General features: G+C 71.0%; 24 protein-coding genes. 10 read left to right on the top strand and 14 right to left on the bottom strand.

What is annotated here, in order from left to right; translation table 11 throughout:
• Positions 1-660: 660 nt before the first annotated feature.
• Positions 661-1302: a DNA-3-methyladenine glycosylase gene (locus ACIP94_RS00005; protein WP_402417500.1), complete on the bottom strand. Its 642-nt coding sequence runs from the start codon at positions 1300-1302 to the stop codon at positions 661-663.
• A gap of 177 nt (positions 1303-1479) precedes the next feature.
• Between ACIP94_RS00005 and ACIP94_RS00010 the strand changes: the two genes are divergently transcribed.
• From ACIP94_RS00010 to ACIP94_RS00020, 3 genes are all read left to right on the top strand, one after another.
• Positions 1480-2265: a sporulation protein gene (locus ACIP94_RS00010; RefSeq protein ID WP_402417502.1), complete on the top strand. Its 786-nt coding sequence runs from the start codon at positions 1480-1482 to the stop codon at positions 2263-2265.
• Positions 2266-2313: 48 nt separating this feature from the next.
• The gene (locus ACIP94_RS00015) at positions 2314-2853 is read left to right on the top strand and encodes a YbhB/YbcL family Raf kinase inhibitor-like protein (protein WP_402417504.1); all 540 of its coding nucleotides are present in this window, start codon (positions 2314-2316) and stop codon (positions 2851-2853) included.
• A 163-nt stretch (positions 2854-3016) separates the two neighbouring features.
• Positions 3017-3523 (top strand): HNH endonuclease, encoded by a 507-nt coding sequence (locus tag ACIP94_RS00020; protein WP_402417505.1) that lies wholly within the window; start codon positions 3017-3019, stop codon positions 3521-3523.
• Positions 3524-3625: 102 nt separating this feature from the next.
• Here ACIP94_RS00020 and ACIP94_RS00025 read toward each other — a convergent pair whose 3' ends face one another.
• From ACIP94_RS00025 to ACIP94_RS00035, 3 genes are all read right to left on the bottom strand, one after another.
• Positions 3626-4597 (bottom strand): SPFH domain-containing protein, encoded by a 972-nt coding sequence (locus tag ACIP94_RS00025; RefSeq protein ID WP_402417507.1) that lies wholly within the window; start codon positions 4595-4597, stop codon positions 3626-3628.
• Between the two features lie 131 nt (positions 4598-4728).
• Entirely contained in the window at positions 4729-5157 is a 429-nt protein-coding gene (locus tag ACIP94_RS00030) for an NfeD family protein (RefSeq protein ID WP_402417509.1), read from the bottom strand.
• Between the two features lie 80 nt (positions 5158-5237).
• Complete coding sequence (locus ACIP94_RS00035) at positions 5238-6035, bottom strand: ABC transporter ATP-binding protein (RefSeq protein WP_402417511.1); 798 nt, start codon at positions 6033-6035, stop codon at positions 5238-5240.
• A gap of 151 nt (positions 6036-6186) precedes the next feature.
• Here ACIP94_RS00035 and ACIP94_RS00040 point away from each other — a divergent pair, with 151 nt between their 5' ends.
• Positions 6187-6969 carry a hypothetical protein gene (locus ACIP94_RS00040; protein WP_402417513.1) on the top strand — a complete coding sequence of 261 codons (783 nt, stop codon included), beginning with the start codon at positions 6187-6189 and terminating at the stop codon, positions 6967-6969.
• A 72-nt stretch (positions 6970-7041) separates the two neighbouring features.
• On the opposite strand, the gene ACIP94_RS00045 is transcribed toward ACIP94_RS00040, so the two are convergent.
• The 3 genes from ACIP94_RS00045 to ACIP94_RS00055 all read right to left on the bottom strand — a co-directional run bounded on the left by ACIP94_RS00045 (position 7042) and on the right by ACIP94_RS00055 (position 9186).
• Positions 7042-7287, bottom strand: a complete 246-nt coding sequence (locus ACIP94_RS00045) for a chaplin (protein WP_402417514.1) — start codon at positions 7285-7287, stop codon at positions 7042-7044.
• A gap of 119 nt (positions 7288-7406) precedes the next feature.
• The gene (locus tag ACIP94_RS00050; RefSeq protein ID WP_402417516.1) at positions 7407-8048 is read right to left on the bottom strand and encodes a response regulator; all 642 of its coding nucleotides are present in this window, start codon (positions 8046-8048) and stop codon (positions 7407-7409) included.
• Positions 8041-9186: a GAF domain-containing sensor histidine kinase gene (locus ACIP94_RS00055; RefSeq protein WP_402417518.1), complete on the bottom strand. Its 1146-nt coding sequence runs from the start codon at positions 9184-9186 to the stop codon at positions 8041-8043. The genes ACIP94_RS00050 and ACIP94_RS00055 overlap by 8 nt, the downstream gene beginning before the upstream one ends.
• Positions 9187-9373: 187 nt before the next feature.
• On the opposite strand from ACIP94_RS00055, the gene ACIP94_RS00060 reads away from it, so the two are divergent.
• The 3 genes from ACIP94_RS00060 to ACIP94_RS00070 all read left to right on the top strand — a co-directional run bounded on the left by ACIP94_RS00060 (position 9374) and on the right by ACIP94_RS00070 (position 12269).
• On the top strand, positions 9374-10069 hold the full coding sequence (locus tag ACIP94_RS00060; RefSeq protein WP_402417520.1) for an SDR family NAD(P)-dependent oxidoreductase: 696 nt from the start codon (positions 9374-9376) through the stop codon (positions 10067-10069).
• The gene (locus ACIP94_RS00065; RefSeq protein WP_402417522.1) at positions 10066-11238 is read left to right on the top strand and encodes an S-adenosylmethionine:tRNA ribosyltransferase-isomerase; all 1173 of its coding nucleotides are present in this window, start codon (positions 10066-10068) and stop codon (positions 11236-11238) included. The genes ACIP94_RS00060 and ACIP94_RS00065 overlap by 4 nt, the downstream gene beginning before the upstream one ends.
• A 296-nt stretch (positions 11239-11534) precedes the next feature.
• Positions 11535-12269 carry a transglycosylase SLT domain-containing protein gene (locus ACIP94_RS00070; RefSeq protein WP_402417524.1) on the top strand — a complete coding sequence of 245 codons (735 nt, stop codon included), beginning with the start codon at positions 11535-11537 and terminating at the stop codon, positions 12267-12269.
• Between the two features lie 84 nt (positions 12270-12353).
• On the opposite strand, the gene ACIP94_RS00075 is transcribed toward ACIP94_RS00070, so the two are convergent.
• A complete protein-coding gene (locus ACIP94_RS00075; protein ID WP_402417525.1) occupies positions 12354-14879 on the bottom strand; it encodes an FHA domain-containing protein in 2526 nt (841 codons plus the stop codon).
• 240 nt (positions 14880-15119) lie between these two features.
• Here ACIP94_RS00075 and ACIP94_RS00080 point away from each other — a divergent pair, with 240 nt between their 5' ends.
• A complete protein-coding gene (locus ACIP94_RS00080) occupies positions 15120-16886 on the top strand; it encodes a streptophobe family protein (protein WP_402417527.1) in 1767 nt (588 codons plus the stop codon).
• A 157-nt stretch (positions 16887-17043) separates the two neighbouring features.
• The gene (gene serB / locus ACIP94_RS00085) at positions 17044-18255 is read left to right on the top strand and encodes a phosphoserine phosphatase SerB (RefSeq protein WP_402417529.1); all 1212 of its coding nucleotides are present in this window, start codon (positions 17044-17046) and stop codon (positions 18253-18255) included.
• A gap of 79 nt (positions 18256-18334) precedes the next feature.
• Here serB and ACIP94_RS00090 read toward each other — a convergent pair whose 3' ends face one another.
• From ACIP94_RS00090 to ACIP94_RS00105, 4 genes are all read right to left on the bottom strand, one after another.
• Positions 18335-18853 (bottom strand): SixA phosphatase family protein, encoded by a 519-nt coding sequence (locus ACIP94_RS00090; protein ID WP_402417530.1) that lies wholly within the window; start codon positions 18851-18853, stop codon positions 18335-18337.
• Positions 18854-18994: 141 nt separating this feature from the next.
• On the bottom strand, positions 18995-19207 hold the full coding sequence (locus ACIP94_RS00095; RefSeq protein ID WP_402417532.1) for a hypothetical protein: 213 nt from the start codon (positions 19205-19207) through the stop codon (positions 18995-18997).
• A gap of 173 nt (positions 19208-19380) precedes the next feature.
• Positions 19381-19497: an SGM_5486 family transporter-associated protein gene (locus ACIP94_RS00100; RefSeq protein WP_365159558.1), complete on the bottom strand. Its 117-nt coding sequence runs from the start codon at positions 19495-19497 to the stop codon at positions 19381-19383.
• Positions 19498-19646: 149 nt separating this feature from the next.
• The gene (locus ACIP94_RS00105; RefSeq protein WP_402417533.1) at positions 19647-20987 is read right to left on the bottom strand and encodes a CynX/NimT family MFS transporter; all 1341 of its coding nucleotides are present in this window, start codon (positions 20985-20987) and stop codon (positions 19647-19649) included.
• A gap of 88 nt (positions 20988-21075) precedes the next feature.
• On the opposite strand from ACIP94_RS00105, the gene ACIP94_RS00110 reads away from it, so the two are divergent.
• Positions 21076-21765 carry a FadR/GntR family transcriptional regulator gene (locus tag ACIP94_RS00110; RefSeq protein WP_402417535.1) on the top strand — a complete coding sequence of 230 codons (690 nt, stop codon included), beginning with the start codon at positions 21076-21078 and terminating at the stop codon, positions 21763-21765.
• A 275-nt stretch (positions 21766-22040) separates the two neighbouring features.
• Here ACIP94_RS00110 and fabI read toward each other — a convergent pair whose 3' ends face one another.
• Together fabI and fabG are read right to left on the bottom strand one after the other, a co-directional pair.
• On the bottom strand, positions 22041-22808 hold the full coding sequence (gene fabI, locus ACIP94_RS00115; RefSeq protein WP_402417536.1) for an enoyl-ACP reductase FabI: 768 nt from the start codon (positions 22806-22808) through the stop codon (positions 22041-22043).
• A gap of 5 nt (positions 22809-22813) precedes the next feature.
• Entirely contained in the window at positions 22814-23518 is a 705-nt protein-coding gene (gene fabG / locus ACIP94_RS00120) for a 3-oxoacyl-[acyl-carrier-protein] reductase (protein WP_402417538.1), read from the bottom strand.
• Positions 23519-23522: the final 4 nt, after the last annotated feature.

Consider the following 23522-nt stretch of genomic DNA (forward strand, 5'->3'; position numbering starts at 1 on the left):
TAAGCACGCCGCCAGCGTTCGTCCTGAGCCAGGATCAAACTCTCCGTGAATGCTTTCCCCGTGATCGGGGCGAACACCACGAGAGCGGAACCAAGAGGAGGAATAATCCCCTCGGTTCACAGCGTCCTCGCTGTGTGTATTTCAAAGGAACCTCGCCCCGACCGAACCGGCCGGAGACGGGGTATCAACATATCTGGCGTTGACTTTTGGCACGCTGTTGAGTTCTCAAGGAACGGACGCTTCCTTCGTACTCACCCGAGACTCTCTCAGGCTTTCCTCCGGGCGCTTCCCTTCGGTGTTTCCGACTCTATCAGATCTTTTCTCGACCCGATTTCCTCGGCGCTTTCCAGGTTCCCGCTCCCGCGTTTCCCTTTCCGGCTTTCCCGACTCTATCAGATCTTTTCGGATCCGATTCCCGGTCGGCGGGATTCGCCTTGGGTCCGGGCTTTCGGCCGGGCCTTTCGACATTCGCTACGTTAGCCGATTCCCTTCGCGACTCATAATCGAGTTCCGCGAGTTTCAATTCGCACGTGCAGGCACACCGAATTGACCCTCTGCGAGGGATGACGTGAGTAGTGGGTTGGCCGCTTCCGGCTGCTGGCTGAACGCCGTACCCGGTTCAAGCGGCTCGGGCTACATTACGCAACTTCCGGGGGCACGTCAACTTCGGCGCCGCCGGGGCGTGTGGGCCCGATAGGGGCTTACCGTCGGGTCGTTGGCGATCCAGAAGCGCCAGGGGTGGACCGCCCCGTCCCCGGCGACGCCCGTGCGCGGACCGCTGCGTACCTGGTCGGAGGGCACCTGCGTGCCGGTCAGGATCCGCAACGGGGTCTCGCCGGCCGCGCACGCGTCCGTGCCGTCGAGGGCGCGGTCCACGTCCAGGGCCGTCGCCAGGCGCGCGGGCCCTTTGGCCAGTTCCTTGTCATTGCGGGCCGAGAGCCGACGCCTCCGCGCCAGCTCGGCACCCTCGGTGATCTCCCCGGCACGGAGCAGGACGGCGCTGGCCCTGCCCTCCGGGCCGCACACCAGGTTCATGCAGTGCCACATCCCGTAGGTGAAGTAGACGTACACATGGCCGGGCGGACCGAACATCACGTCGTTGCGGGCGGTGCGGCCGCGATACGCGTGGGAGCCGGGGTCGTTCGGGCCGTCGTAGGCCTCGACCTCCGTCAGCCGCAGTTCGATCGGACCGTCCGGGGTGGTGCGGACGAGGATGCGGCCCAGCAGGTCGGGGGCGACCTGGAGGACAGGCCGGTCGAAGAAGTCTCTGGGCAGGGGCGTACGGTCGGGGGTCGCGATCACGCCGTACGAGGGTAGTCCAGACGGGTGTGTGCCAAAGGGTGGTCAAGGGTCCGTGCCCTTGGAAGGGTGAGGGCGCGGAACCGGCCCGGGCCGGATCGCGTTCGTAGGGGTCAGGGATCCACGTACGCGTGCACGAGGCGGGGCGGCGGATCAGGCGTCGTCCGGGAGGGAGGATTCATGGGGTTCAAGCGGCTGCTCGCGAGCCTGGGTGCCGGCGGGGCGTCGGTCGAGACGGTGGTGACCGAGGTCAACGTCGTACCGGGCGGTGTGGTCCAGGGCGAGGTGCGGATCCAGGGCGGGTCCGTGAACCAGTCGATCGAGGGCCTGAACGTCGGGCTGCAGGCAAAGGTCGAGGTCGAGGGACACGACGACACGGAGTACAAGCAGGACATCGAGTTCACCAAGGTGCGGCTGGGCGGTGCCTTCGAGCTCCAGGCGGGCGCCGTGCACGTCGTGCCGTTCGGGCTGGAGATCCCCTGGGAGACGCCGATCACCATGATCGACGGGCAGGCGCTGCGCGGGATGCACATCGGGGTGACCACGGAACTGGAGATCGCGCGTGCCGTGGACTCCGGGGATCTGGACCCGATCAATGTGCATCCGCTGCCGGCGCAGAAGGCGATCCTGGACGCGTTCATCCAGCTCGGTTTCCGCTTCAAGAGCGCGGACATGGAGCGCGGTGTCATCCGGGGTACACGGCAGCGGCTTCCGTTCTACCAGGAGATAGAGTTCTTCCCGCCGTCGCAGTACCGCGGGCTGAACCAGGTCGAGCTGAGCTTCGTCGCGGACGGGCGGGAGATGGACGTCGTCCTGGAGATGGACAAGAAGCCGGGCCTGTTCAGCGAGGGCAGCGACTCCTATCGCGCCTTCACGGTCGGTCTGCACGACTTCCACGGCACGGACTGGGCCGGCTACCTCCACCAGTGGCTGTCGGAGGTCGGCAGCAAGCGGAGCTGGTTCTAGGCTCTGTACTGGAACCGGTTGATCCACTGATTGCTTGGAGGTGCCGAGGTGACCGAGCTGAAGAGGCGGCCCCTGCCCCACGACTTCCACCCGCCCGTGCCGTCGTTCACGGTGACGAGTGAGGACATCGAGCCGGGGGCCACGCTCAAGGACGCTCAGGTCCACGCGGCCGGGAACACCTCGCCGCAGCTGCGCTGGGAGGGCTTCCCGCCGGAGACCAAAAGCTTCGCCGTGACCTGCTACGACCCGGACGCGCCGACCGGCAGCGGGTTCTGGCACTGGGTCCTGTTCGACATCCCGGCGTCGGTCACCGAGCTGCCGGCGGGTGCGGGCAGCGGGAAGTTCGAGGGGCTGCCCGAGGGTGTGGTCCACGCGCGCAACGACTACGGGACGAAGGACTTCGGCGGTGCCGCGCCGCCGCCCGGGGACGGGCCGCACCGGTATGTCTTCACGGTGTACGCGGTCGACCAGGAGAAGCTCGGTCCGGACTCGGACGCCTCTCCCGCGGTGGTCGGTTTCAATCTGCGGTTCCACACACTGGCGCGCGCCCAGCTCATCGGTGAGTACGAGAACCCGGCCAAGGGCTGAGACACACGCCGAAGACTGACGTTCATTGAACGTTTGCCCGCCTCCGGTCTTGGAAGTGATCGGAGGCGGGCATTTTTTATTGCGTTGTCCATCTCGGCGCGCCCGTCCAGAGTTGATCCAAGCCCGCCAGGGGGTGGGCAGGTGCACACGGGAGGTGGGCTGGATGCGTGACACGCTGGTGCTGAACGCGAGCTTCGAGCCGCTGTCGACGGTGACGCTGAACCGAGCCGTCGTTCTGGTGCTGCAGGACAAGGCCGTCGTCGAGCAGGCCCACCCCGAACTCCGTATGCGCGGCGCCGATGTGGACATACCAGCGCCCCGCGTCATCAGGCTCTGCAGATATGTACGGGTGCCCTTCCGAAGACAGGCTCCGTGGTCGAGGCGGGGTGTCCTGGTGCGGGACCGGCACAAGTGCGCGTACTGCGGGCGGCGGGCGACGACCGTGGACCATGTGGTGCCGCGGTCGCACGGTGGCGGCGACACCTGGCTGAACACGGTGGCCTCCTGTGCCGAGGACAACCACCGCAAAGCGAACCGCACCCCGGAGCAGGCGGGGATGCCGCTGCTGCGGCAGCCGTTCGAGCCGACTCCCGCGGACGCGATGCTGCTGGCGCTCGGGCAGGACGAGTTCGAGGCGCTGCCGGAGTGGCTGGGACAGCCTGCGGCCTAGGGGGCCCGCGGTGACCGCTCGCGGGGCCGTAGGGCCGGGTATGTGAACCGGGGCCCGTCTCCTTCGGGAGGCGGGCCCCGGTGTCGTACGACCGCTGTTCCGTCAGTCGATGGAGGGCCGCTCGCGGCGCTCGGCCGCGGTGCTCGAACCACTGCCGCCGGAGGTCCCGGAGGAGCCGCCGCTGCCCGAACCGCCGCCCAGGGGGCCGAAGTTGCCCATCGCGCCGGAGAGTCCCTTCAGGGCGTCGCCGATCTCGCTGGGGACGATCCAGAGCTTGTTGGCGTCGCCTTCGGCGATCTTCGGGAGCATCTGGAGGTACTGGTAGGAGAGCAGCTTCTGGTCCGGGTCGCCGGCGTGGATGGCCTCGAAGACCGTACGGACGGCCTGCGCCTCGCCCTCGGCGCGCAGGGCGGCGGCCTTGGCCTCACCTTCGGCGCGCAGGATCTGGGACTGCTTCTCGCCCTCGGCGGTGAGGATGGCGGCCTGGCGCGTACCTTCCGCGGTGAGGATGGCGGCGCGCTTGTCGCGGTCGGCGCGCATCTGCTTCTCCATCGAGTCCTGGATGGAGGTCGGGGGCTCGATCGCCTTCAGCTCGACGCGGTTGACGCGGATGCCCCACTTGCCGGTGGCCTCGTCGAGTACGCCGCGCAGCGCCGCGTTGATCTCCTCGCGGGAGGTCAGGGTGCGCTCCAGGTCCATGCCGCCGATGATGTTGCGGAGCGTGGTGACGGTGAGCTGCTCGATGGCCTGGATGTAGCTGGCGACCTCGTAGGTCGCGGCCCGGGCGTCGGTCACCTGGTAGTAGATGACGGTGTCGATGTTGACGACCAGGTTGTCCTGGGTGATCACCGGCTGCGGCGGGAACGGCACCACCTGCTCGCGCAGGTCGATGCGGTTGCGGATCGAGTCTATGAACGGGACCACGATGTTCAGGCCCGCGTTCAGGGTGCGCGTGTAACGGCCGAAGCGTTCCACGATGGCCGCGCTCGCCTGTGGGATGACCTGGATCGTCTTGATCAGGGCGATGAAGACCAACACCACCAGAATGATCAGGACGATGATGATGGGTTCCATCGTGATTCCCCGTACCCTTCTCCGCCTCGGCGCCTGTGGAAGATCTTATGGTTGTTGAAGATCTTGCTGGTCGAGTGTGACAGACCGTCGCGTGCCTCGTGGCCTGTTCGGTTGAGTTACGTCCTACGAGGTCACATCACGATCGCCGTGGCTCCGTCGATGTCCACAACATCCACTTCCTGGCCGACCTCATAGCTGAGTTCGCCGTTGAGGGAGCGTGCCGACCAGACCTCTCCGGCGAGCTTGATCCGGCCGCCCTTGCCGTCGACGCGTTCCAGGACGAGGGCCTGCCTGCCCTTCAACGCATCGATGCCGGTGGCGAGTTGGGGCCGCTGCGTACGGTGCCGTGCGGCAATGGGCCGGACCACGGCGATGAGTGCCACGGAGACGACGGCGAAGACCACCACCTGGAAGACGGCATCGCCGCCCAGAGCACCGACCACGGCGGCGGCGACGGCGCCCACCGCGAGCATCCCGAGCTCCGGCATCGCGGTGATCACGAGCCCGATGCCGAGCCCCGCCGCGCCGATCAGCCACCACACCCACGCGTCGATGTTCACATGGTCATGGTAGGGCCGGGGTCCGGTCGCGGACAGGGCGCCGTGGGGGTCGCGGGGGCTTACGTGAGGGGCTTTCGGGGTCAGGACAGGGGCAGACCGTGGGCGGTCCAGCGCTCGCCGACCTGTTCCACCACCAGCGGCAGGCCGAAGCACAGGGAGAGGTTGCGCGAGGTCAGCTCCAGCTCCAGCGGACCCGCGGCGAGCACCTTGCCCTGGCGGATCATCAGGACGTGGGTGAAGCCGGGGGCGATCTCCTCGACATGGTGGGTGACCATGATCATGGAGGGGGCGATCGGGTCCTGGGCAAGGCGGCCGAGACGGCGTACGAGGTCCTCGCGGCCGCCGAGGTCGAGGCCGGCGGCGGGCTCGTCGAGGAGCAGCAGTTCGGGGTCGGACATCAGGGCGCGGGCGATGAGGGTGCGCTTGCGCTCGCCCTCGGAGAGGGTGCCGAACCTGCGGTCCAGGTACTCGCTCATGCCCAGGCGGTCGAGGAAGGCGCGGGCGCGCTGCTCGTCGACGTCCTCGTACTCCTCCTGCCAGCCGGCCGTCATGCCGTACGCGGCGGTCAGCACGGTCTGCAGGACGGTCTGGCGCTTGGGGAGCTTCTCGGTCATGGCGATGCCGGCCACACCGATGCGCGGGCGCAGCTCGAAGACGTCGGTGCCGGGCCTGCCGAGGGTCTCGCCGAGGATGGTGGCGGTGCCCTTGGTGGGGTAGAGGTAGCTGGACGCGACGTTCAGGAGGGTGGTCTTCCCGGCACCGTTGGGGCCGAGGATGACCCAGCGCTCACCCTCCTTGACCGACCAGGAGACCTGGTCCACGAGAGCCCGGCCCTCGCGGACCACGGATACGTCCTCCAGCTCCAGAACATCGCTCATGAGCGCGTTGTCTCCCCTTGCAGTGTGGCCGGTGTCGGCTCTCGCGTACGCCTGTGGGCGTGGTCCGCCACGCCGGTGGGCGGGGCCCCCATGAAATCTACGCCACTGGTCGCCGGGCCGATTCCATAGGCCCGGTCCGTAGGGTGGAGACATGCTCTCGGAACCACGCTCAGGTCGGCTGGCCGCATGGGGAAATGCCCTGTTGGCCGGATTTGTCTCGCCGGACGACGCCGCGTCCGCCATCGTCGGAGAGGACGCGGTGCACCGGGTGGAGGGGCTGCCGGGTGAGTCGGCGCCCGTCGGCCTCACCCTCGCGCTGGGGCGGCTGCGCACGCTCGGGGCGACCGGGCTGCGGGTGGCCCTGCCCGCGCCGGGGCATCCGCTGGGGCTGAGCGGTCCGCCGGAGTTCAACGCGCGGGCGTTGGAGGCGGAGGAGGCGGTGGTCTGTCACGGCGCCGCCTTCGGGCTGGTGCCGGAGGTCTTTGCGGCGGGGCCGGACGGCGATCTGCATGTCGAGGTCGTCTGGCACTGTCTGCCGGTGCGGGAGGCGCCGGCTGCCGATGTGCCCTCGCTCGGGGAGGCCGAGCGAGAGCTGGCGGAGGCGCTGCGCGAGGCGACGGAGGTGCTGTCGCGGCTGGATGTGGCGGGGTCGGGGCCGGTGGCGGAGGCGGCGATCGACGCGTACCGGGCGCGGGCCGAGCGGGGGCGGGAGGTCCTGGCACCGGGGTATCCGCCGCGGGCGGTGCGGGTGCTGGAACTGGCCCAGCGGGTGGGGCTGCTGATCTCGGTCGCCTACGAGGACGGGCACGGGGGCGCGGTGAGCGCCTCCGAGATGGCCGCCCGGGCCCAGGCGCTGCGCCCCGTGGAGCGGACGGCCCGGCGGGCTCAGGTGGCGGCGTACAACTCCATCGTGGAGCAGCGGGAGATGCGCTGATCGGTGGCCACGCCCGACCGGCCTCCCGGGGACTCCCGGGAGGCCGGTCGGGAAGAGCGGACCGTGGTCCCCTCAGTGGTTGAGGCCCAGGTTGCCGAAGGCCGGGTTCAGGAGGCCGATCACGTTCACGGTGTTGCCGACCGCGTTGACGGGGACGTGAACCGGGGCCTGGATGACATTGCCCGACACGACGCCCGGGGAGCCCAGGGCCCGTCCGTCGGCGTGAGAGCCGTCATGGGCGGAGGCGAGGCCGGCGCTGGCGGCGATCAGTCCACCGGCCACCATGGTGACGGCTGCGGCCTTCTTCAGGTTCTTCACTTCTGAGCCCTCTCCTTGCGATCACTGCGACAGGCGCCGCAGCATGCCCTGGAGAACGGCCGGGCTCGATCGAGGATGCGCCACCCGGGTGACATACACCCGACGGTATGAAGATCGGCTCAGCCGTTAACGCCGTGCCGCACCGCCCAGAGCGCGGCCTGGGTGCGGTCGGCCAGGTCCAGCTTCATCAGGATGTTGGAGACATGGGTCTTGACCGTCTTCTCCGACAGCACCAGCGCGCGGGCGATCTCCCGGTTGGACCGCCCGTCCGCGATCAGGCCCAGCACCTCCCGCTCCCGCTCCGTGAGCGAACCGCCCCGCCCCTGGCCGGAGTTGGTCTCCTCCTGGGACAGCAGCGCGCCGGCCACCTCCGACTGGAGAAGGATGTGCCCCGCGTGCACGGACCGGATGGCTCCGGCCAGGGCGTCGGGGTCCACGTCCTTGTAGACGTAGCCGGCGGCGCCCGCGCGCAGGGCCGGCACCACCGTGCGCTGCTCGGTGAAGCTGGTGACGATCAGCACGCGCGCGGGGTGGTCGAGCTCGCGCAGCCTGCGGAGCGCGTCGATGCCGTCCATCCCCGGCATCTTGACGTCCATGAGGATGACGTCGGGGGCCAGCTCCTGAGCGAGGGCGACCCCCTCGGCGCCGTCGGAGGCCTCCCCGACGACCTCGATGTCGTCCTGCACTTCGAGGAAGGTGCGCAGCCCACGGCGGACCACCTGGTGGTCGTCGACGAGCAGCACCTTGATTGCGTCAGCCACCGGGGACCTCCATCTCGATGGTGGTGCCCTTCCCGGGCGCCGATTCCACGGTCAGCGTGCCGCCGACCCCGCTCGCCCGGTCGCGCATGGAGACCAGGCCGAGGTGGCGGCCCGCCCGGCGCACCGCCTGGGGCTCGAACCCGCCGCCGTCGTCCATGACGCGCAGGACGGCGCCCGGGCCGCGCTTCTCCAGGGTCACCTCCACCCGCTCGGCACCAGAGTGCCGCAGGGCGTTGTGCAGGGCCTCCTGGGCGACCCGCAGCAGCGCCTCCTCCTGGGTGGCGGGCAGGGCGCGGACCCCCAGGCTGAGGAAGGTCACGCGCGCGGTGTGGGCGCGGTCCAGGACCTGGACCTGGGTGCGGAGCGTGTTGACGAGGCCGTCCTCGTCGAGCGCGGCGGGGCGCAGCTCGACGACGGCGGCGCGCAGTTCGTCGGCGGCCTCGGCGGCGAGCGCGGCCACCTGCTGAAGCTCGCCCTTGGCGCGCCCCGGGTCGCGGTCGATCAGGGCGGCGGCCGCCTGGGCGGTGAGCCGCAGGGAGAAGAGCTTCTGGCTGACCGCGTCGTGCAGCTCGTGGGCCAGCCGGGAGCGCTCCTCGGCGATGGTCAACTCCCGGCTGCGCTCGTAGAGACGGGCGTTGGTGAGGGCTATCGCGGCGTGCTGGGCGAGGATCGAGAGCAGTTCCTCGTCGTCCTCGGTGAAACCGCAGCCGCCGTCCCGCTTCGGGCACCTCTTGTTGGCCAGGAACAGCGCGCCGATGGTCTCGTCGCCGTCGCGGATGGGCAGGCCGAGGAAGTCGGACATCTGCGGGTGGGCGCTGGGCCAGCCCTCGAAGCGCGGGTCCTGGCGGACGTCGGCGAGCCGCTCCGGCTTCGCGTCGTGCAGCATCGCGGCCAGGATGCCGTGCTGGCGCGGGAGCGGGCCGATGGCCTTCCACTGCTCCTCGGTGACACCGTCCACGACGAACTGGGCGAAGCCCCCGTGGTCGTCCGGGACGCCCAGCGCCGCGTACTCCGCGTCGAGCAGCTCGCGGGCCGAGGCGACGATCGTCTTGAGGACGTCGCGCACCTCGAGGTGCCTGCTCATGGCCAGCAGCGCGGAACTCACCGCGTACAGGCCCGACCGGGGTCCATGGCTCATGACCTCACCGTACCGGCGAGCCGTGACCGTGCGTATCCGACCGCCGGTCGGCGCCTCTCCGCCGGTGGGCCTAGGCCCAAGGGCCCCGCTTCCGTGCGGCCCCCGGCCGAGGCGGCCGGGACCGGGCCGTCCCTACGGTGAGGTCGCCGCCGATCACCGGCGGCCGAGGGACGAGGGGACGGTGGGCATGCCGGTTGCGATCATCACGGGGGCTTCCAAGGGGCTGGGGAGGGCGCTGGGCGCGGCCCTGGCGGAGCGCGGCTGGGACCTGGTGCTGGACGCCAGGACGGCGACGGTCCTGCGGGAGACGGCGGGGGCGCTGTCGGCGCACGGGACGCGGGTGGTGGCGCTCCCGGGGGATGTGACGGACGCCGCGCACCGGGCCGCTCTGGTGCGGGCGGCCCGCGAGCTGGGCGGGCTCGACCTACTGGTGAGCAACGCGAGCGCGCTGGGTGCCGAACCGCTGGTGCGGCTCGCGGAGCTGGGGCTCGACGGGCTGCGGCGGGCGCTGGAGGTGATCGTGGTCGCGGCACTGGGGCTCGTCCAGGAGGCGCTGCCGCTGCTGCGGGCGTCGAACACGGGTGCGGTGATCGCCGTCAGTTCCGACGCGGCGGCCGAGGCGTACGGGACGTGGGGCGGGTACGGCGCGTCCAAGGCGGCGCTCGACCAGCTGGCGGCGGTGCTCGGGGTGGAGGAGCCGGGGCTGCGGGTGTGGGCGGTCGACCCCGGGGACATGGCCACGGACCTGTATGCGGCGGCCGTACCCGACGACGACGGTCCGCGGCCGGCACCGGAACATGTGGTGCCCGCGTTCCTGAGGCTGCTGGACGAGCGCCCGGCGAGCGGCCGCTACGGTGCGCCGTCGCTGCTGGAGGAGCGATGACCGCGGCGATGGGGGTACCGCCGCTGGAACAGGGACGGGCGTGGCCGAGGGTTCCCGTGGAGCGGTCGGCGCGGGTCCCGGTCGAGCAGCGCGGGCCGGGGCTGGCCCGGGACTCCGTGCGGCTGCTGGTCTCACGCGGCGCCGAGGTGTCGCACCACACCTTCGTGGAGCTGCCGCGGCTGCTGCGGGCGGGGGATGTGCTGGTCGTCAACACCTCGCCGACGCTGGCGGCCGCGGTGGACGCCATGGCGGGGCACGCGCGCGTGGTGGTGCACTTCTCGGCGTGTGGGGACGACGGGCGCTGGGTGGTCGAGCTGCGGGACCCGGACGGGCGGGGTACGACGCGCGCGCGTGCGGGAGGGCCCGCGGGTGCCGAGCTGCGGCTCCCGGAGGGCATGGGGCTCGTCCTGGAGGAGCCCCTGTCGCCGAGGGGGGACCGGTTGTGGTGGGCCCGGCCGTCGGATCGGGACGTGGCCGGGCTCCTGGGCCGGCACGGGCGTCCCATTCGCTACTCCTATACGGAGCGGGACCAGCCGCTGTCGGCGTACCAGACGGTGTTCGCGCTGCCCTCCGCCGACGGTGCGGGCAGCGCCGAGATGCCGAGCGCGGCGCGCCCCTTCAGCTTGCGCATGGTGGCGGAGCTGGTGAGCCGGGGCGTGCAGTTCGCTCCGATCACTCTGCACACCGGGGTGGCCTCGGCGGAGGCGCAGGAGCCGCCGTACCCGGAGCGTTTCGCGGTGCCGGAGGCGTCGGCACGGGTGATCAACGCGGTGCGCGCCGGATATAGGGGACGCGGGGTGCCGCGCGGGACGGGCCGTGGCGGGGGACGGACGGGCGGCCGGGTGATCGCGGTCGGTACGACGGCCGTGCGGGCGGTGGAGTCGGCGGCGGACGCCGACGGTGTCGTACGGGCGCGGCGGGGCTGGACGGATCTGGTGGTGACGCCCGAGCGCGGGGTGCGGGTGGTCGACGGGCTGCTGACCGGGCTGCACGAGCCGGAGGCGTCGCACCTGCTGATGCTGGAGGCCGTCGCCGGGCGGGCCGCGATCCACCGTGGCTACGAGGAGGCGCTGGCCGGTCTCTACCTGTGGCACGAGTTCGGTGACACGCACCTCATCCTGCCGGAGGAGGCTCCTCACGCAGAGCATTGCTCGAGCAACTCATCGTGAGACGCGCCCGGGCCCGATGTGAGCCCGCGCATAGGACCCACATCACGTACGAGGACACATAGGAGACAAAGAAGCCCGTGATGAACGGGGCAGACAGGCCGTTCTGCCCCGTTTTTCCCTGCCCATGTCCACTACCGGGGATCGTACGTCACACCTTTGCCTGGCCTTTTTGCGGCAGCTAAGAATTGCTCACGTCGCTCGGCGCCGTGGGCATTGCCCGCGGCGCTTGTGCTGGAAACATCCGTCTTCCGCCGGCACCAGAGCGGCCTCCGCGCTACACAAAGAGGTCCCTCAGCATGCCCAAGAACATCACCGCCCTCCGTGCCCGCAGTCGAGAGCTGACCAAGGCCCACAAGATGTCCATCGCCGGTGTGGCCGCCCTCGGCTGCTGCGCCCTCGCGGTCACCGCCGCGCCGAGCGAGGCACAGGGCAACACGGCCCCCGCGGCTTCCGCCGTGTCGGCCCCGGTGGCGCTCGGCAACAAGCCGGCCAAGGAGATCCAGGTCCGCGTGACCGACCAGATGGCTGCCCAGGCCCTGAAGGCCGAGGCCATCACCGCCAAGCAGAAGGCCGCCCCGGCCGCCGTGAAGCAGGCCGCCGTACAGCAGGCCGCCGCGCAGCCGGTGCAGCAGCGTCCGGTCCAGCAGGCCGCGAGCCGCTCGGCGCAGCGCCCGCAGGTCCAGCAGGCCGCTCCCGCCCCGAAGGCCTACGGCAACAACCTGGACGGGTGGATCCACCAGTCGCTCGACATCATGGCGAAGAAGGGCATCCCGGGCTCGTACAGCGGCCTGTACCGCAACATCATGCGGGAGTCCTCCGGCAACCCGACGGCCATCAACCTCTGGGACGTCAACGCCCAGAACGGCATCCCCTCCAAGGGTCTGCTCCAGGTGATCCAGCCGACCTTCAACGCCTACCACGTCGAGGGCACGTCCTGGAACATCTACGACCCGGTCGCCAACATCACGGCCGCCTGCAACTACGCGGCGCACCGGTATGGCTCGATGGACAACGTCAACAGCGCGTACTGAGGTCGGCGCGGGCCTCTTCTCGGCTGAACGGAAGAAAAGGGCGGCACCCCCGAGGGTGCCGCCCTTCCGCGCGTCCTGGGGCGGTCACTTCCGCATGACCTCGGGCTCGTGGCGGCGCAGGAAGCGGGCCACGAGGAAGCCGCAGAGAACGCCGAGGGCGATCAGGGCGACCATGTCCAGGGTCCAGGCCGACGCCGTGTGGTTCCACAGCGGGTCCGTGTTGGTCGGGTCGGCCGTGTTCGGGGCGATGTTGTTGAAGTCCAGCGTCGTGCCGGCGGCCGCGACCGCCCAGCGGGACGGCATCAGATACGAGAACTGGTTGACGCCCATCGTGCCGTTCAGCGTGAAAAGGCAGCCGGTGAACACCACCTGGATGATCGCGAACATGACCAGCAGCGGCATCGTCTTCTCGGCGGTCCTCACCAGCGAGGAGATGACCAGGCCGACCATCATCGAGGTGAAGCCGAGCGCCATGACCGGCAGGCACAGCTCGAACAGCGTGGCATGGCCGAGGATCAGGCCCTGGTCCGGGATCTCCCGGCTGGAGAAGCCGATCAGGCCGACCATCAGGCCCTGGAGCACGGTGATCGCGCCGAGGACGGCCACCTTGGACATCAGATACGCCGAGCGGGACAGGCCGGTGGCGCGCTCCCGCTCGTAGATGACCCGTTCCTTGATCAGTTCGCGGACGGAGTTGGCGGCGCCCGCGAAGCACGCGCCGACCGCGAGGATCAGCAGCACCGTGGTGGCGGTGCCGTTCGGGACGGGTACGCCGGTCTTCGGGCTGACCGGGTTGACCAGCAGGCCCTTGTCGCTGTCGATGAGCAGGCTGACCGCGCCGAGCACCGCCGGCAGGATCACCGTCAGCGCCAGGAAGCCCTTGTCGGAGGCGATGACCGAGACATACCGCCGGATCAGGGTGCCGAGCTGGGAGAACCAGCCCTGCGGCTTGGCCGGCTTGATCGCCTGCGGCGGCGGCATGTCGAATGACTGCGGGGCCACGGCGTCGATGTCCGCGGCGTACATCTGGTAGTGCTGCGAGCCCTTCCAGCGGCCCGCCCAGTCGTAGTCGCGGTAGTTCTCGAAGGCGGAGAACACATCGGCCCAGGATGCGTAGCCGAAGAAGTTCAGGGCCTCCTCCGGCGGGCCGAAGTAGGCGACGGCCCCGCCCGGCGCCATCACCAGGAGCTTGTCGCACAGTGCCAGCTCGGCAACGGAGTGGGTGACGACGAGGACCGTTCGGCCGTCGTCGGCGAGGCCCCGCAGCAACTGCATGACGTCGCGGTCCATGCCCGGGTCCAGACCGGAGGTCGGCTCGTCCAGGAAGATCAGCGACGGCTTGGTGAGCAGCTCCAGGGCCACCGACACCCGCTTGCGCTGACCGCCGGAAAGGGAGGTGACCTTCTTCTCCTTGTGTACGTCCAGCTTCAGCTCGCGCAGCACCTCGTCGATGCGGGCCTCGCGCTCGGCGGCCGTGGTGTCCGCGGGGAAGCGCAGCTTCGCCGCGTACTTCAGGGCCTTCTTGACGCTCAGCTCCTTGTGCAGGATGTCGTCCTGCGGGACCAGCCCGATGCGCTGGCGCAGCTCGGCGAACTGCTTGTACAGGTTCCGGTTGTCGTACAGGACGTCGCCCTGGTTCGCGGGGCGGTAACCGGTGAGCGCCTTCAGCAGCGTCGACTTGCCGGAGCCGGACGGGCCGATGACCGCGACCAGAGACTTCTCCGGGACGCCGAAGGAGACGTCCTTGAGGATCTGCTTGCCGCCGTCGACCGTGACCGTCAGATGGCGGGCGGAGAAGGTGACCTCACCGGTGTCGACGAACTCCTCGAGCCGGTCGCCGACCAGACGGAACGTCGAGTGGCCGACGCCGACGATGTCGTTCGGGCCGAGCAGCGCCGAGCCGCCCTTGCCGATGGGCATGCCGTTGACGAACGTGCCGTTGTGCGAGCCCAGGTCGCGGATCTCGAAACGGCCGTCGGGCATGGCGTGGAACTCGGCGTGGTGACGGGAGACCTGGAGGTCGGAGACCACCAGGTCGTTCTCCAGCGCTCGGCCGATGCGCATCACCCGGTCGAGGGCGAGCTGGTGGAACGTGGTCGGGCTACGGTCGCCGTAGACCGGTGGCGCTCCCGCGTCGGCGCCCGGGCCCTGCTGCTGTGGAAGGCGGGCAGCGGACTGCTCCGGAGTCTGCCGGCTCTGCGCGGGCGCCTGTTGCTGAGCCTGCTGGTGCGGGGCCTGCTGGGCCCAGCCGGCTCCGGCGCCCTGTGCCGCGTACGGCTGCCGACCGGGCCCGGCCTGCGGGGCGGCCACCACAGCCGCGGGTCCGGACAGGCTCAGGGCGGGACCGTCGGTCGGATTGCCCAGGTGCACGGTCGTGCCCGCGCCGATCTCCAACCGATGGACGCGCCGGCCCCCGACGAACGTACCGTTGGTGCTCCCCCGGTCCTCCAGGACCCAACTGCTGCCGTTCCAGCCGATCGTGGCGTGGCGCCAGGAGACCCTGGCGTCCTCGAGCACGATGTCCCCCTGCGGATCACGTCCGAGGGCGTACGGCCTGGACGGGTCCAGCGTCCAGGTGCGTCCGTTGAATTCCACTACGAGTTCAGGCACTCCATGCCCCACTGAGTTGTCCCCCGAGTTACCCCCATCACGGGGAGTGTAGGGATGTCGAACATCGTGGGGAACTATTTCAGGCTCAGCGCTCTGACGGAAAGTCGGGCCTTGTGACGAGCGCGAACGGGAGCTTCGGCGCGCGCCGTTGACGGGGATGAGACCCGGCCGGAGAGTGGTGATCCGACGCGAGGGGGACGGACGCGGTGGAACGCCGCGGCGCGGACCGGGGGGCTGGCGATGGGCGACAAGGCCGCGGAAGACGGCAGGAGGCTGCCCTGGGCGGATGTGCTGCTGTCCGCGATCGCCTCCGTGAGCTGGGCGTTGATCGCAATGGCGGGGACGGCGGCGCTCGGGCTGCATCTGCTCCAGGCGGATGCGGCCGGCTCGCTCGGGCCGATGACGGCGGCTGTCATGGCACTGGCGGCGAACGGGTCGGTCCGGCCGTCGGGGGATGTGTCGGCGTTCGGTCTGAAAGGGGCCGAGGCGACGACCTCCGTCGACATCACGCCACTGGGTGTGGGGCTGGTGGGTGCGCTGCTGCTGTCCTGGTTCTTCCTGCGTTCCCTGCGGGCGGCGGGAGCGGTCCTCGCCCCGGCGGAGCTCCTCGCGCGCGTGGGCGCGGTGACGGTGCTGTTCGTGGCGATGCTGGGCGGCCTCGCCTGGGTCGGCCATGACGTCATCACCCTCGACGGGGACTCGCTCGGCCTCGACAGACTGCCGGGCGGGAGCGGGGGCGGGGGCGGCGGCATCGACGTCCCGGGGCTCGGGAACATCGGCGGGCTGCTGCCGGACCGGATCGGGGACCTCGTCCGGGCGAAGGCCTCGGTCGGCTTCACCGTCGACACGGTGCCCACGCTGCTCGGCGGCGCGGCATGGGCGGCCGGTGTGCTGGTGCTCGCACTGCTCGCGTCCCGGCGTACCCCCCTGCCGCGGGGCTGGGACGCCGTGCACCGGACGGTGCGACCGGCCGCGTCTGCGCTGGTGACGGTGACGCTGGTGGCCGTGGCCGCCGGTCTCGCGGCGGCGGCGTACGCGGCGATCGGCGACGACCATCCGGCGCGGATCGCGGGGGCGGCGCTGCTCGGGGCACCCAACGGGGTGTGGCTGGGTGTCCCGCTCGGCCTGTTCGTCCCGTGGGACGGCACGGCTACGGGCGCGCTGGCGACCGTGCTGCCGCATCCGCTCGACCGGCTGCTCGGCGTGCGGACGGACCAGCCGGTGACGGTGGGGCGCCTGGCCGGGCTGGACGGCAGGGTGTGGATGCTGGCGGTCGCGGCGGCGCTGATGATGCTCGTCGCCGGTGTGCTGACCGCGGTGCGTACGCCTCTCGCAAGAGGCGGGGATGCCGTAGCCGTACCGGGTACGGCTGCCTCCGGCGTACGGCCCCCGGGCCCCCTCGGCTTCGCAGGGCGCTGCGCGCTTCGGCTCGGGATCGCGACGGCCTCTGTACTGCCGCTCCTCGTCTGGCTGACGGATGTGTCCGTGGACGCCTCGCTGTCCGTATTCGGATTCGACGCGTTCGGCGCCGGAGTCACCCTGCACGGGCACCTCGGCGCGGCGCTGCTGCTGGGCGCGGCGTGGGGCGCGGGTGCCGGGGCGGCCGGGGCTCTGCTCGCGTATGCGACCGGTGCGGCGGGGAGCCGGGCGGCGCCCCTGGCACGGGGTGACACGGCGCAGAGCGCGTCTGTCGTGTCCCCGTTCGCGACAGGGCCGGCCGGTCCCTACGCGCCGAACAAGCCCTATCGCCCGCCGAACCCGGACACCAATCCCTATCTACGGCTGCCGGAGCATCTCCGGGAGCCGGAGGACGCGCGGCCCGAGCGGCCGGACGGTGGCACACGGCCCGCCCGCGGCGACATGTCCGGGGCGCCCACGGTGATCGGGCCGATCGAGCGGCCCGCCCCGCCGCCCCGGCGCCCTCCCCGGGGGGCGTCGCCGCCCTCGGATCCGGGTCCGCCCCCGCCGCCTCCCCCGCCGCCCGAGCGGCCCCGGGGACACGGCTGACCGCCTGCCTCCGATCGGCGCTCTCGGCTCTCCGGCCGGTGCTGGGGCTTCGTCGCCGGTCAAGCCGTTCGTCACCCGACCGCCACCCAGTGTTCCGTGTCCGCTAGTCGGACCGGGCACGCGGCAGGCACTGGGTGCCGGATACGGTGGAAACACCATGAGCGCTTCGCAGACCACCGACGCCCCCACGCTCCTTGTCAAGATCTTCGGCAAGGACCGGCCCGGCCTGACGGCCGGCCTGTTCGACACCCTGGCCGCCTACGGCGTCGACGTCGTCGACATCGAGCAGGTCGTCACCCGGGGCCGGATGGTGCTGTGCGCCCTGGTGACGATGCCCCCGTCCGGGCTCGAGGGTGATCTGCGGGCGACCGTCCACAGTTGGGCGGAGTCCATGAAGATGCAGGCGGAGATCATTTCCGGAATCGGTGACAACCGTCCGCGTGGCCTCGGACGTTCTCTGGTCACCGTGCTCGGCCATCCGCTCACCGCCGAGTCGACAGCCGCCATCGCCGCCCGTATCGCCGCCGCCGGCGGCAACATCGACCGTATCTTCCGGCTCGCCAAGTATCCCGTGACGGCCGTCGAGTTCGCCGTGTCCGGTGTGGAGACCGAGCCGCTGCGCACCGCCCTGGTGACCGACGCCGCGGCACTCGGTGTCGATATCGCCGTCGTCGCGGCCGGTCTGCACCGGCGGGCCCAGCGTCTTGTCGTCATGGACGTGGACTCGACGCTCATCCAGGACGAGGTCATCGAGTTGTTCGCCGCCCACGCCGGCTGTGAGGCGGAGGTCGCCGAGGTGACGGCGGCCGCCATGCGCGGCGAGCTGGACTTCGAGCAGTCGCTGCACGCGCGCGTGGCCCTGCTCAAGGGGCTGGACGCGTCGGTGGTCGACAAGGTGCGGGCCGAGGTGCGGCTCACCCCGGGCGCGCGCACCTTGATCCGCACGCTGAAACGACTCGGCTTCCAGGTGGGGGTCGTCTCCGGCGGCTTCACCCAGGTCACGGACGACCTCAAGGAGCGGCTCGGCCTGGACTTCGCGCAGGCCAACACGCTGGAGATCATCGACGGGAAACTGACCGGCAAGGTCGTCGGCGAGATCGTGGACCGGGCGGGCAAGGCACGGCTGCTGCGCCGGTTCGCCGCCGAGGCGGGCGTGCCGCTGTCGCAGACCGTGGCGATCGGGGACGGGGCCAACGACCTCGACATGCTGAACGCGGCCGGTCTGGGCGTCGCCTTCAACGCCAAGCCCGTGGTACGCGAGGCCGCGCACACCGCGGTGAACTTCCCCTTCCTGGACACCGTCCTGTATCTGCTCGGCGTCACCCGCGAAGAGGTCGAGGCGGCGGACATACACGACGACACCCTCTGAGGCCTTCGAGCCGTGCCGGCCGTCCTCCGCCGGGGCCGGCACCGTCACCGGTGCCGCCCCCGCTGTCGTCCGTGAGGGGTTACTCGCTCGGTGCCCAGAAGTCGAGCAGGGTGGCCGTGCCCGGCTCCAGTGACTTCCAGGAGCCGTCGACGGAGAGCACGGCGAAGGCGGCGGCGGGGAAGCCGCGCCGGCCCAGCCGCTCGGCGGCCTCGTCCTCGGCTGTCCCCGAGAGGACCTCGGCAAGACCGTGGATGCCCGGGTTGTGGCCGACCAGGACCAGGCTCTGGACGTCGTCCGGGGTCTCGTTGAGCAGGGCGATCAGCTCCCCGGGCGAGGCGTCGTAGATCCGCTCCTCGTAGATGGTTTTCGGCCGGTGCGGAAGCTCCTGGACCGCGAGCTTCCAGGTCTCCCGGGTACGTGTCGCCGTGGAGCAGAGGGCCAGGTCGAAGGGGATGCCGGTGTCGGCCAGCTTGCGGCCGGCGACGGCCGCGTCCATACGGCCCCGGTCTGCGAGGGGGCGCTCATGATCGGCTACCTGCGGCCAGTCGGCCTTCGCATGCCGGAAGAGGACAATCCTGCGGGGTTCTGCGGAGCTCATGGGTCCCAGCTTTGCATGAAACAGGCGGGGGAGCGCAGGGAGTTGACCGCGTCGGAAGCACACCCGCGCGCGGGCCCCGGACCGGGCCCTTTCCGCCACCCACCTCGGCGGACGTCTCCCGTCACCGCCGCGTGGGGAGTGTCATCGCGCGTGGTGGACCATCGTCTGCTGGATCCGCTGGACGAAATGGCCGAGGGCGGGATCGCCGCCCGCCCGCGCGTCCGCCGGATTGAGTATCAGCGCCAGCAGGACCACGAAGGCCAGTGTGGGCAGCGCGAGGGCCCACCAGGGCAGCCGCATGCCGATTCCGCCCGTGGTCGCCGGGTGGGGCCGGGGGTGTGCAGGGGCCGACATCGCTGCCTCCGTGGGTCTTCGGACGGTCCGTGGTCCGCCGTCGGCGGCCACATCTCGAAGGTAGGGATTCGGCAGCCCGCAACCCATCCGGTGATCCACCCACTTGACCCTGACACTCACCCCCTAGGGGTTACGGGGGACATCCCCAGCCCGAGAGCTGGGGACACCCTCCGTCAGGGTGAGGCGATCGTGGCGATGATGGCGATGATCACGAAGATGGCGAAGAACGCGCCGAAGACGAGCAGCATCTTCTTCTGGCCGTTCGGAGGATTCGGGTCGAGCACGGGCATGCGGTCAGTTTCGCACCCCTCCCCCGCCAGGCCTCCGCCGGGGTCGCCGCCGCCAGGCCTCCGGCACATCGCCGCCGCCAGGCCTCTGGCGGGCCGCCGCCAGGCGGACAGCCCGGCGGGGGTGGTGCGTCGGCCGGGGGACGGTCCGCTCAGCGCACCGCCTCGTCCTCCACGATCCGGTCGCGGCCCGCCAGAACGCCCACCGCGATCTGCGGGACCATCAGCCCGGCCATGAGGGCGAGCGGCAGACCCCAGCCGCCGCTGTGCTGATAGAGGACGCCCACCAGCAGCGGCCCCGGGATCGACAGCAGATAGCCGGTGCTCTGCGCGAAGGCCGACAGCTTGGCCACGCCCGCGCTCGTACGGGCCCGCATGCCCACCATCGTCAGGGCCAGGGGGAAGGAGCAGTTGGAGATCCCGAGCAGCAGCGCCCAGGCCCAGGCGCCGGCCGCCGGGGCCGCGTACAGGCCCGCGTATCCGGCGAGACCGCAGATGCCGAGCACGACCGCGATCGGCCCCTGGTGCGGCAGCCGGGTGGCCAGCCGCGGGATGACGAAGGCCAGGGGCACGCCCATCACCATGGTGACGGCCAGCAGCACTCCGGCCGTGCCCGCGGACACCCCGGCGTCCCGGAAGATCTGCGCCATCCAGCCCATCGTGATGTAGGCGGCCGTGGCCTGGAGCCCGAAGAAGACGGCCAGCGCCCACGCGGTACGGCTCCGGGTGATCCGCAGCCCATCGGAGTCGGCCTGGCCGGCGTCGGCGGCGGGGGCGCTCTGCGCGGAGTCGGCACCGCGCGCCCGGACGAACGGAATCCATGGCAGAACGGCCGCCGCCGACAGGGCCGCCCAGACCGCGAGACCCGACCGCCAGTCACCGCCCAGGGCGTCGGTCATGGGGACCGTGGCCGCCGCCGCGGCGGACGTGCCGAGGGCGAGCGCCATCGAGTACAGGCCGGTCATCGAGCCCACCCGGTCCGGGAACCAGCGCTTGACGATCACCGGCATCAGGACGTTGCTGACGGCGATGCCCATCAGGGCGAGCGCGCTCGCGGCCAGGAAGCCCCCGGTGCTCCCGGCGTAGGGGCGGATCACGAGCCCGGCGGTGATCGCGGCCATTCCGGCGCAGACCACGGCGCCCGGGCCGAAGCGGCGGGCCAGCCGGGGGGCCATGACGCCGAAGACGGCGAAGCACAGCGGGGGTACGGAGGTCAGCAGTCCGGCGAGGCTGCCGCTCATGCCGAGCCCGTCGCGCACCTCTTCGAGGAGGGCACCGAGGCTGGTGATGGCGGGCCGCAGGTTGAGCGCGGTGAGGACGATGCCGACGACCAGCGCACGCGCCGTCCACGCGCGCGTGCCGGCCGCCCCGCCGGCGGCCCGCGCGAGCGCGCTGCCGTCGGGTCCGGGGGCGGGGCCGTGGACCGGCGTGGACGTGGGGAGCGGTGCGGACGTCGTGGTCCCGGTCTCGTCGAAAGCCATGGGGGTCATCATAGAATCATGGGATGAATTGGGGTCACTTTCCTTGCGTTACGCTCCCGATTCCCCGGCCCCCGCAACCAGGCCCGCACGAAGGACCGTCATGCCGCTGAGCCACCCCCGCCGATCCGCGTTGTCCGAACAGGTCATCGCCGAACTGCGGAACCAGATCACCTCGGGCGAATGGCCGGTGGGCTCCCGTATCCCGACCGAGTCGGAGCTGGTCGACCAACTCGGGGTCGCGCGCAACACGGTCCGGGAGGCCGTCCGCGCGCTCGCGCACAACGGTCTGCTGGACATCCGCCAGGGGTCGGGCACCTATGTGGCGGCGACGAGCGAGCTGGCAGGTGTGATGCACCGGCGGTTCGCCGACGCCGACCCCACCCACATCGCCGAGCTGCGCTCCACCCTGGAGTCTGGTGCCGCCCAGCTTGCGGCCGAGCGGCGCACCGAGCGCGACCTCAAGCAGCTGGACGCGCTCCTGCTGCGCCGTGAGGAGGCCTGGAAGTCCGGGAACGCGGAGGCGTTCGTGACCGCCGACGCCACCTTCCACATGGCGGTGGTGGCGGCGTCCCACAACGACGTCATGACGGCGATGTACGCGGATCTGGGCGAGGTGCTGCGGGACTGGCTGCGCGACGACGTCGGCGGGGAGCTGACGCCGGAGACGTACATGGACCACACGGCGCTGGTGGACGCGATCCGCGCGGGCGACGCGGCCGCGGCGGCCGCGGAGGCGGCGAGCTATCCGTTCATGTGCCGTCCGGGCCGGTCACGGGCCGGGGGGCACTGACCGGGCACTCGGCGCCGAAGGGGCCCCGCCGGACGTCCGCCCGTCCTTCACGCGCGCGTGGGGCGTGGCGTACTCCCCGCGGTTCACGCACCCGTGGGCGTGGCGTACTCCCCGCCGTTCACGCACCCGTGGGGCGTGGCGTACTCCCCGCGCGCTCCGAACGGGCGATGCCCCGCTCCCCGCGCGGCGCGGGAAACGGGGCATCGGCCTCGTACGAGGCGACCGGGGATGGATGAACGGGGGCGCAAGCCCGCACGCCCCCCGGCCGTGACGGCTCAGGCGCCGATGGCGTGCAGACCGCCGTCCACGTGGATGATCTCGCCCGTGGTCTTCGGGAACCAGTCGCTCAGCAGGGCGACGATGCCCCGGCCGGCCGGCTCCGGGTCCTTCAGGTCCCACTCCAGCGGGGAGCGGCTGTCCCACACGGAGGCCAGCTCGCCGAAGCCGGGGATGGACTTGGCGGCCATGGAGCCGATGGGGCCCGCGGAGATGAGGTTGCAGCGGATGTTCTGCTTGCCCAGGTCGCGCGCCATGTAGCGGTTGGTGGCCTCCAGGGCGGCCTTGGCGGGGCCCATCCAGTCGTACTGCGGCCAGGCGAACTGCGCGTCGAAGGTGAGGCCGACGACCGAGCCGCCGTTCTGCATCAGCGGCAGGCAGGCCATGGTCAGCGACTTCAGGGAGAACGCCGAGACATGCATGGCGGTGGCCACCGACTCGAACGGCGTGTTGAGGAAGTTGCCGCCGAGGGCGTCCTGCGGGGCGAAGCCGATGGAGTGGACGACGCCGTCGAGGCCGCCCAGCTCCTCGCCGACGATGTCGGCCAGGCGCGCGAGGTGCTCGTCGTTGGTGACGTCCAGCTCGACGACCTTGGTGGGCTTGGGGAGCTTCCTGGCGATGCGCTCGGTCAGCGTGGGCCGCGGGAACGCGGTCAGGATGATCTCGGCGCCCTGCTCCTGGGCCAGCTTCGCGGCGTGGAACGCGATGGAGGACTCCATCAGCACACCGGTGATCAGGACGCGCTTGCCCTCGAGAATTCCGCTCATGGTGATCAGTGACCCATTCCCAGTCCGCCGTCAACGGGGATGACGGCTCCAGTGATGTACGAGGCGTCGTCGGAGGCGAGGAACCGCACCGTCGCGGCGATCTCCTCCGGCCGCGCGTACCGGCCGAGCGGCACCTGCGACATGATGTTCTCGCGCTGCTCGTCGGAGAGCGCCCGGGTCATGTCCGTGTCGACGAAGCCGGGGGCGACGACATTGAAGGTGATGTTGCGCGAACCCAGCTCACGTGCGAGGGAGCGCGCGAAGCCGACCAGGGCGGCCTTGGAGGCGGCGTAGTTCGCCTGGCCGGCGGACCCGAGCAGCCCCACGACCGACGAGACGAGGACGACGCGGCCCTTCTTGGCACGCAGCATGCCGCGGTTGGCGCGCTTGACGACGCGGAAGGTGCCGGTGAGGTTGGTGTCGATGACCGAGGTGAAGTCCTCCTCGGACATGCGCATCAGAAGCTGGTCCTTGGTGACGCCGGCGTTGGCGACGAGGATCTCGACCGGGCCGTGCTCGGCCTCGATCTCCTTGTAGGCCTGCTCCACCTGCTCGGTGTCGGTGATGTCGCACTTGACCGCGAGGAAGCCGGCCGGCGGCTCGCCCGAGCGGTATGTGATCGCGACCTTGTCGCCGGCGTCGGCGAACGCGCGGGCGATGGCGAGGCCGATGCCCCGGTTGCCTCCAGTGACGAGAACCGAGCGGCTCAACGGA

Origin of the sequence: Streptomyces sp. NPDC093261 (genome assembly GCF_044753645.1) — a bacterium.
In the GTDB taxonomy this organism is placed as follows: Bacteria; Actinomycetota; Actinomycetes; order Streptomycetales; family Streptomycetaceae; genus Streptomyces.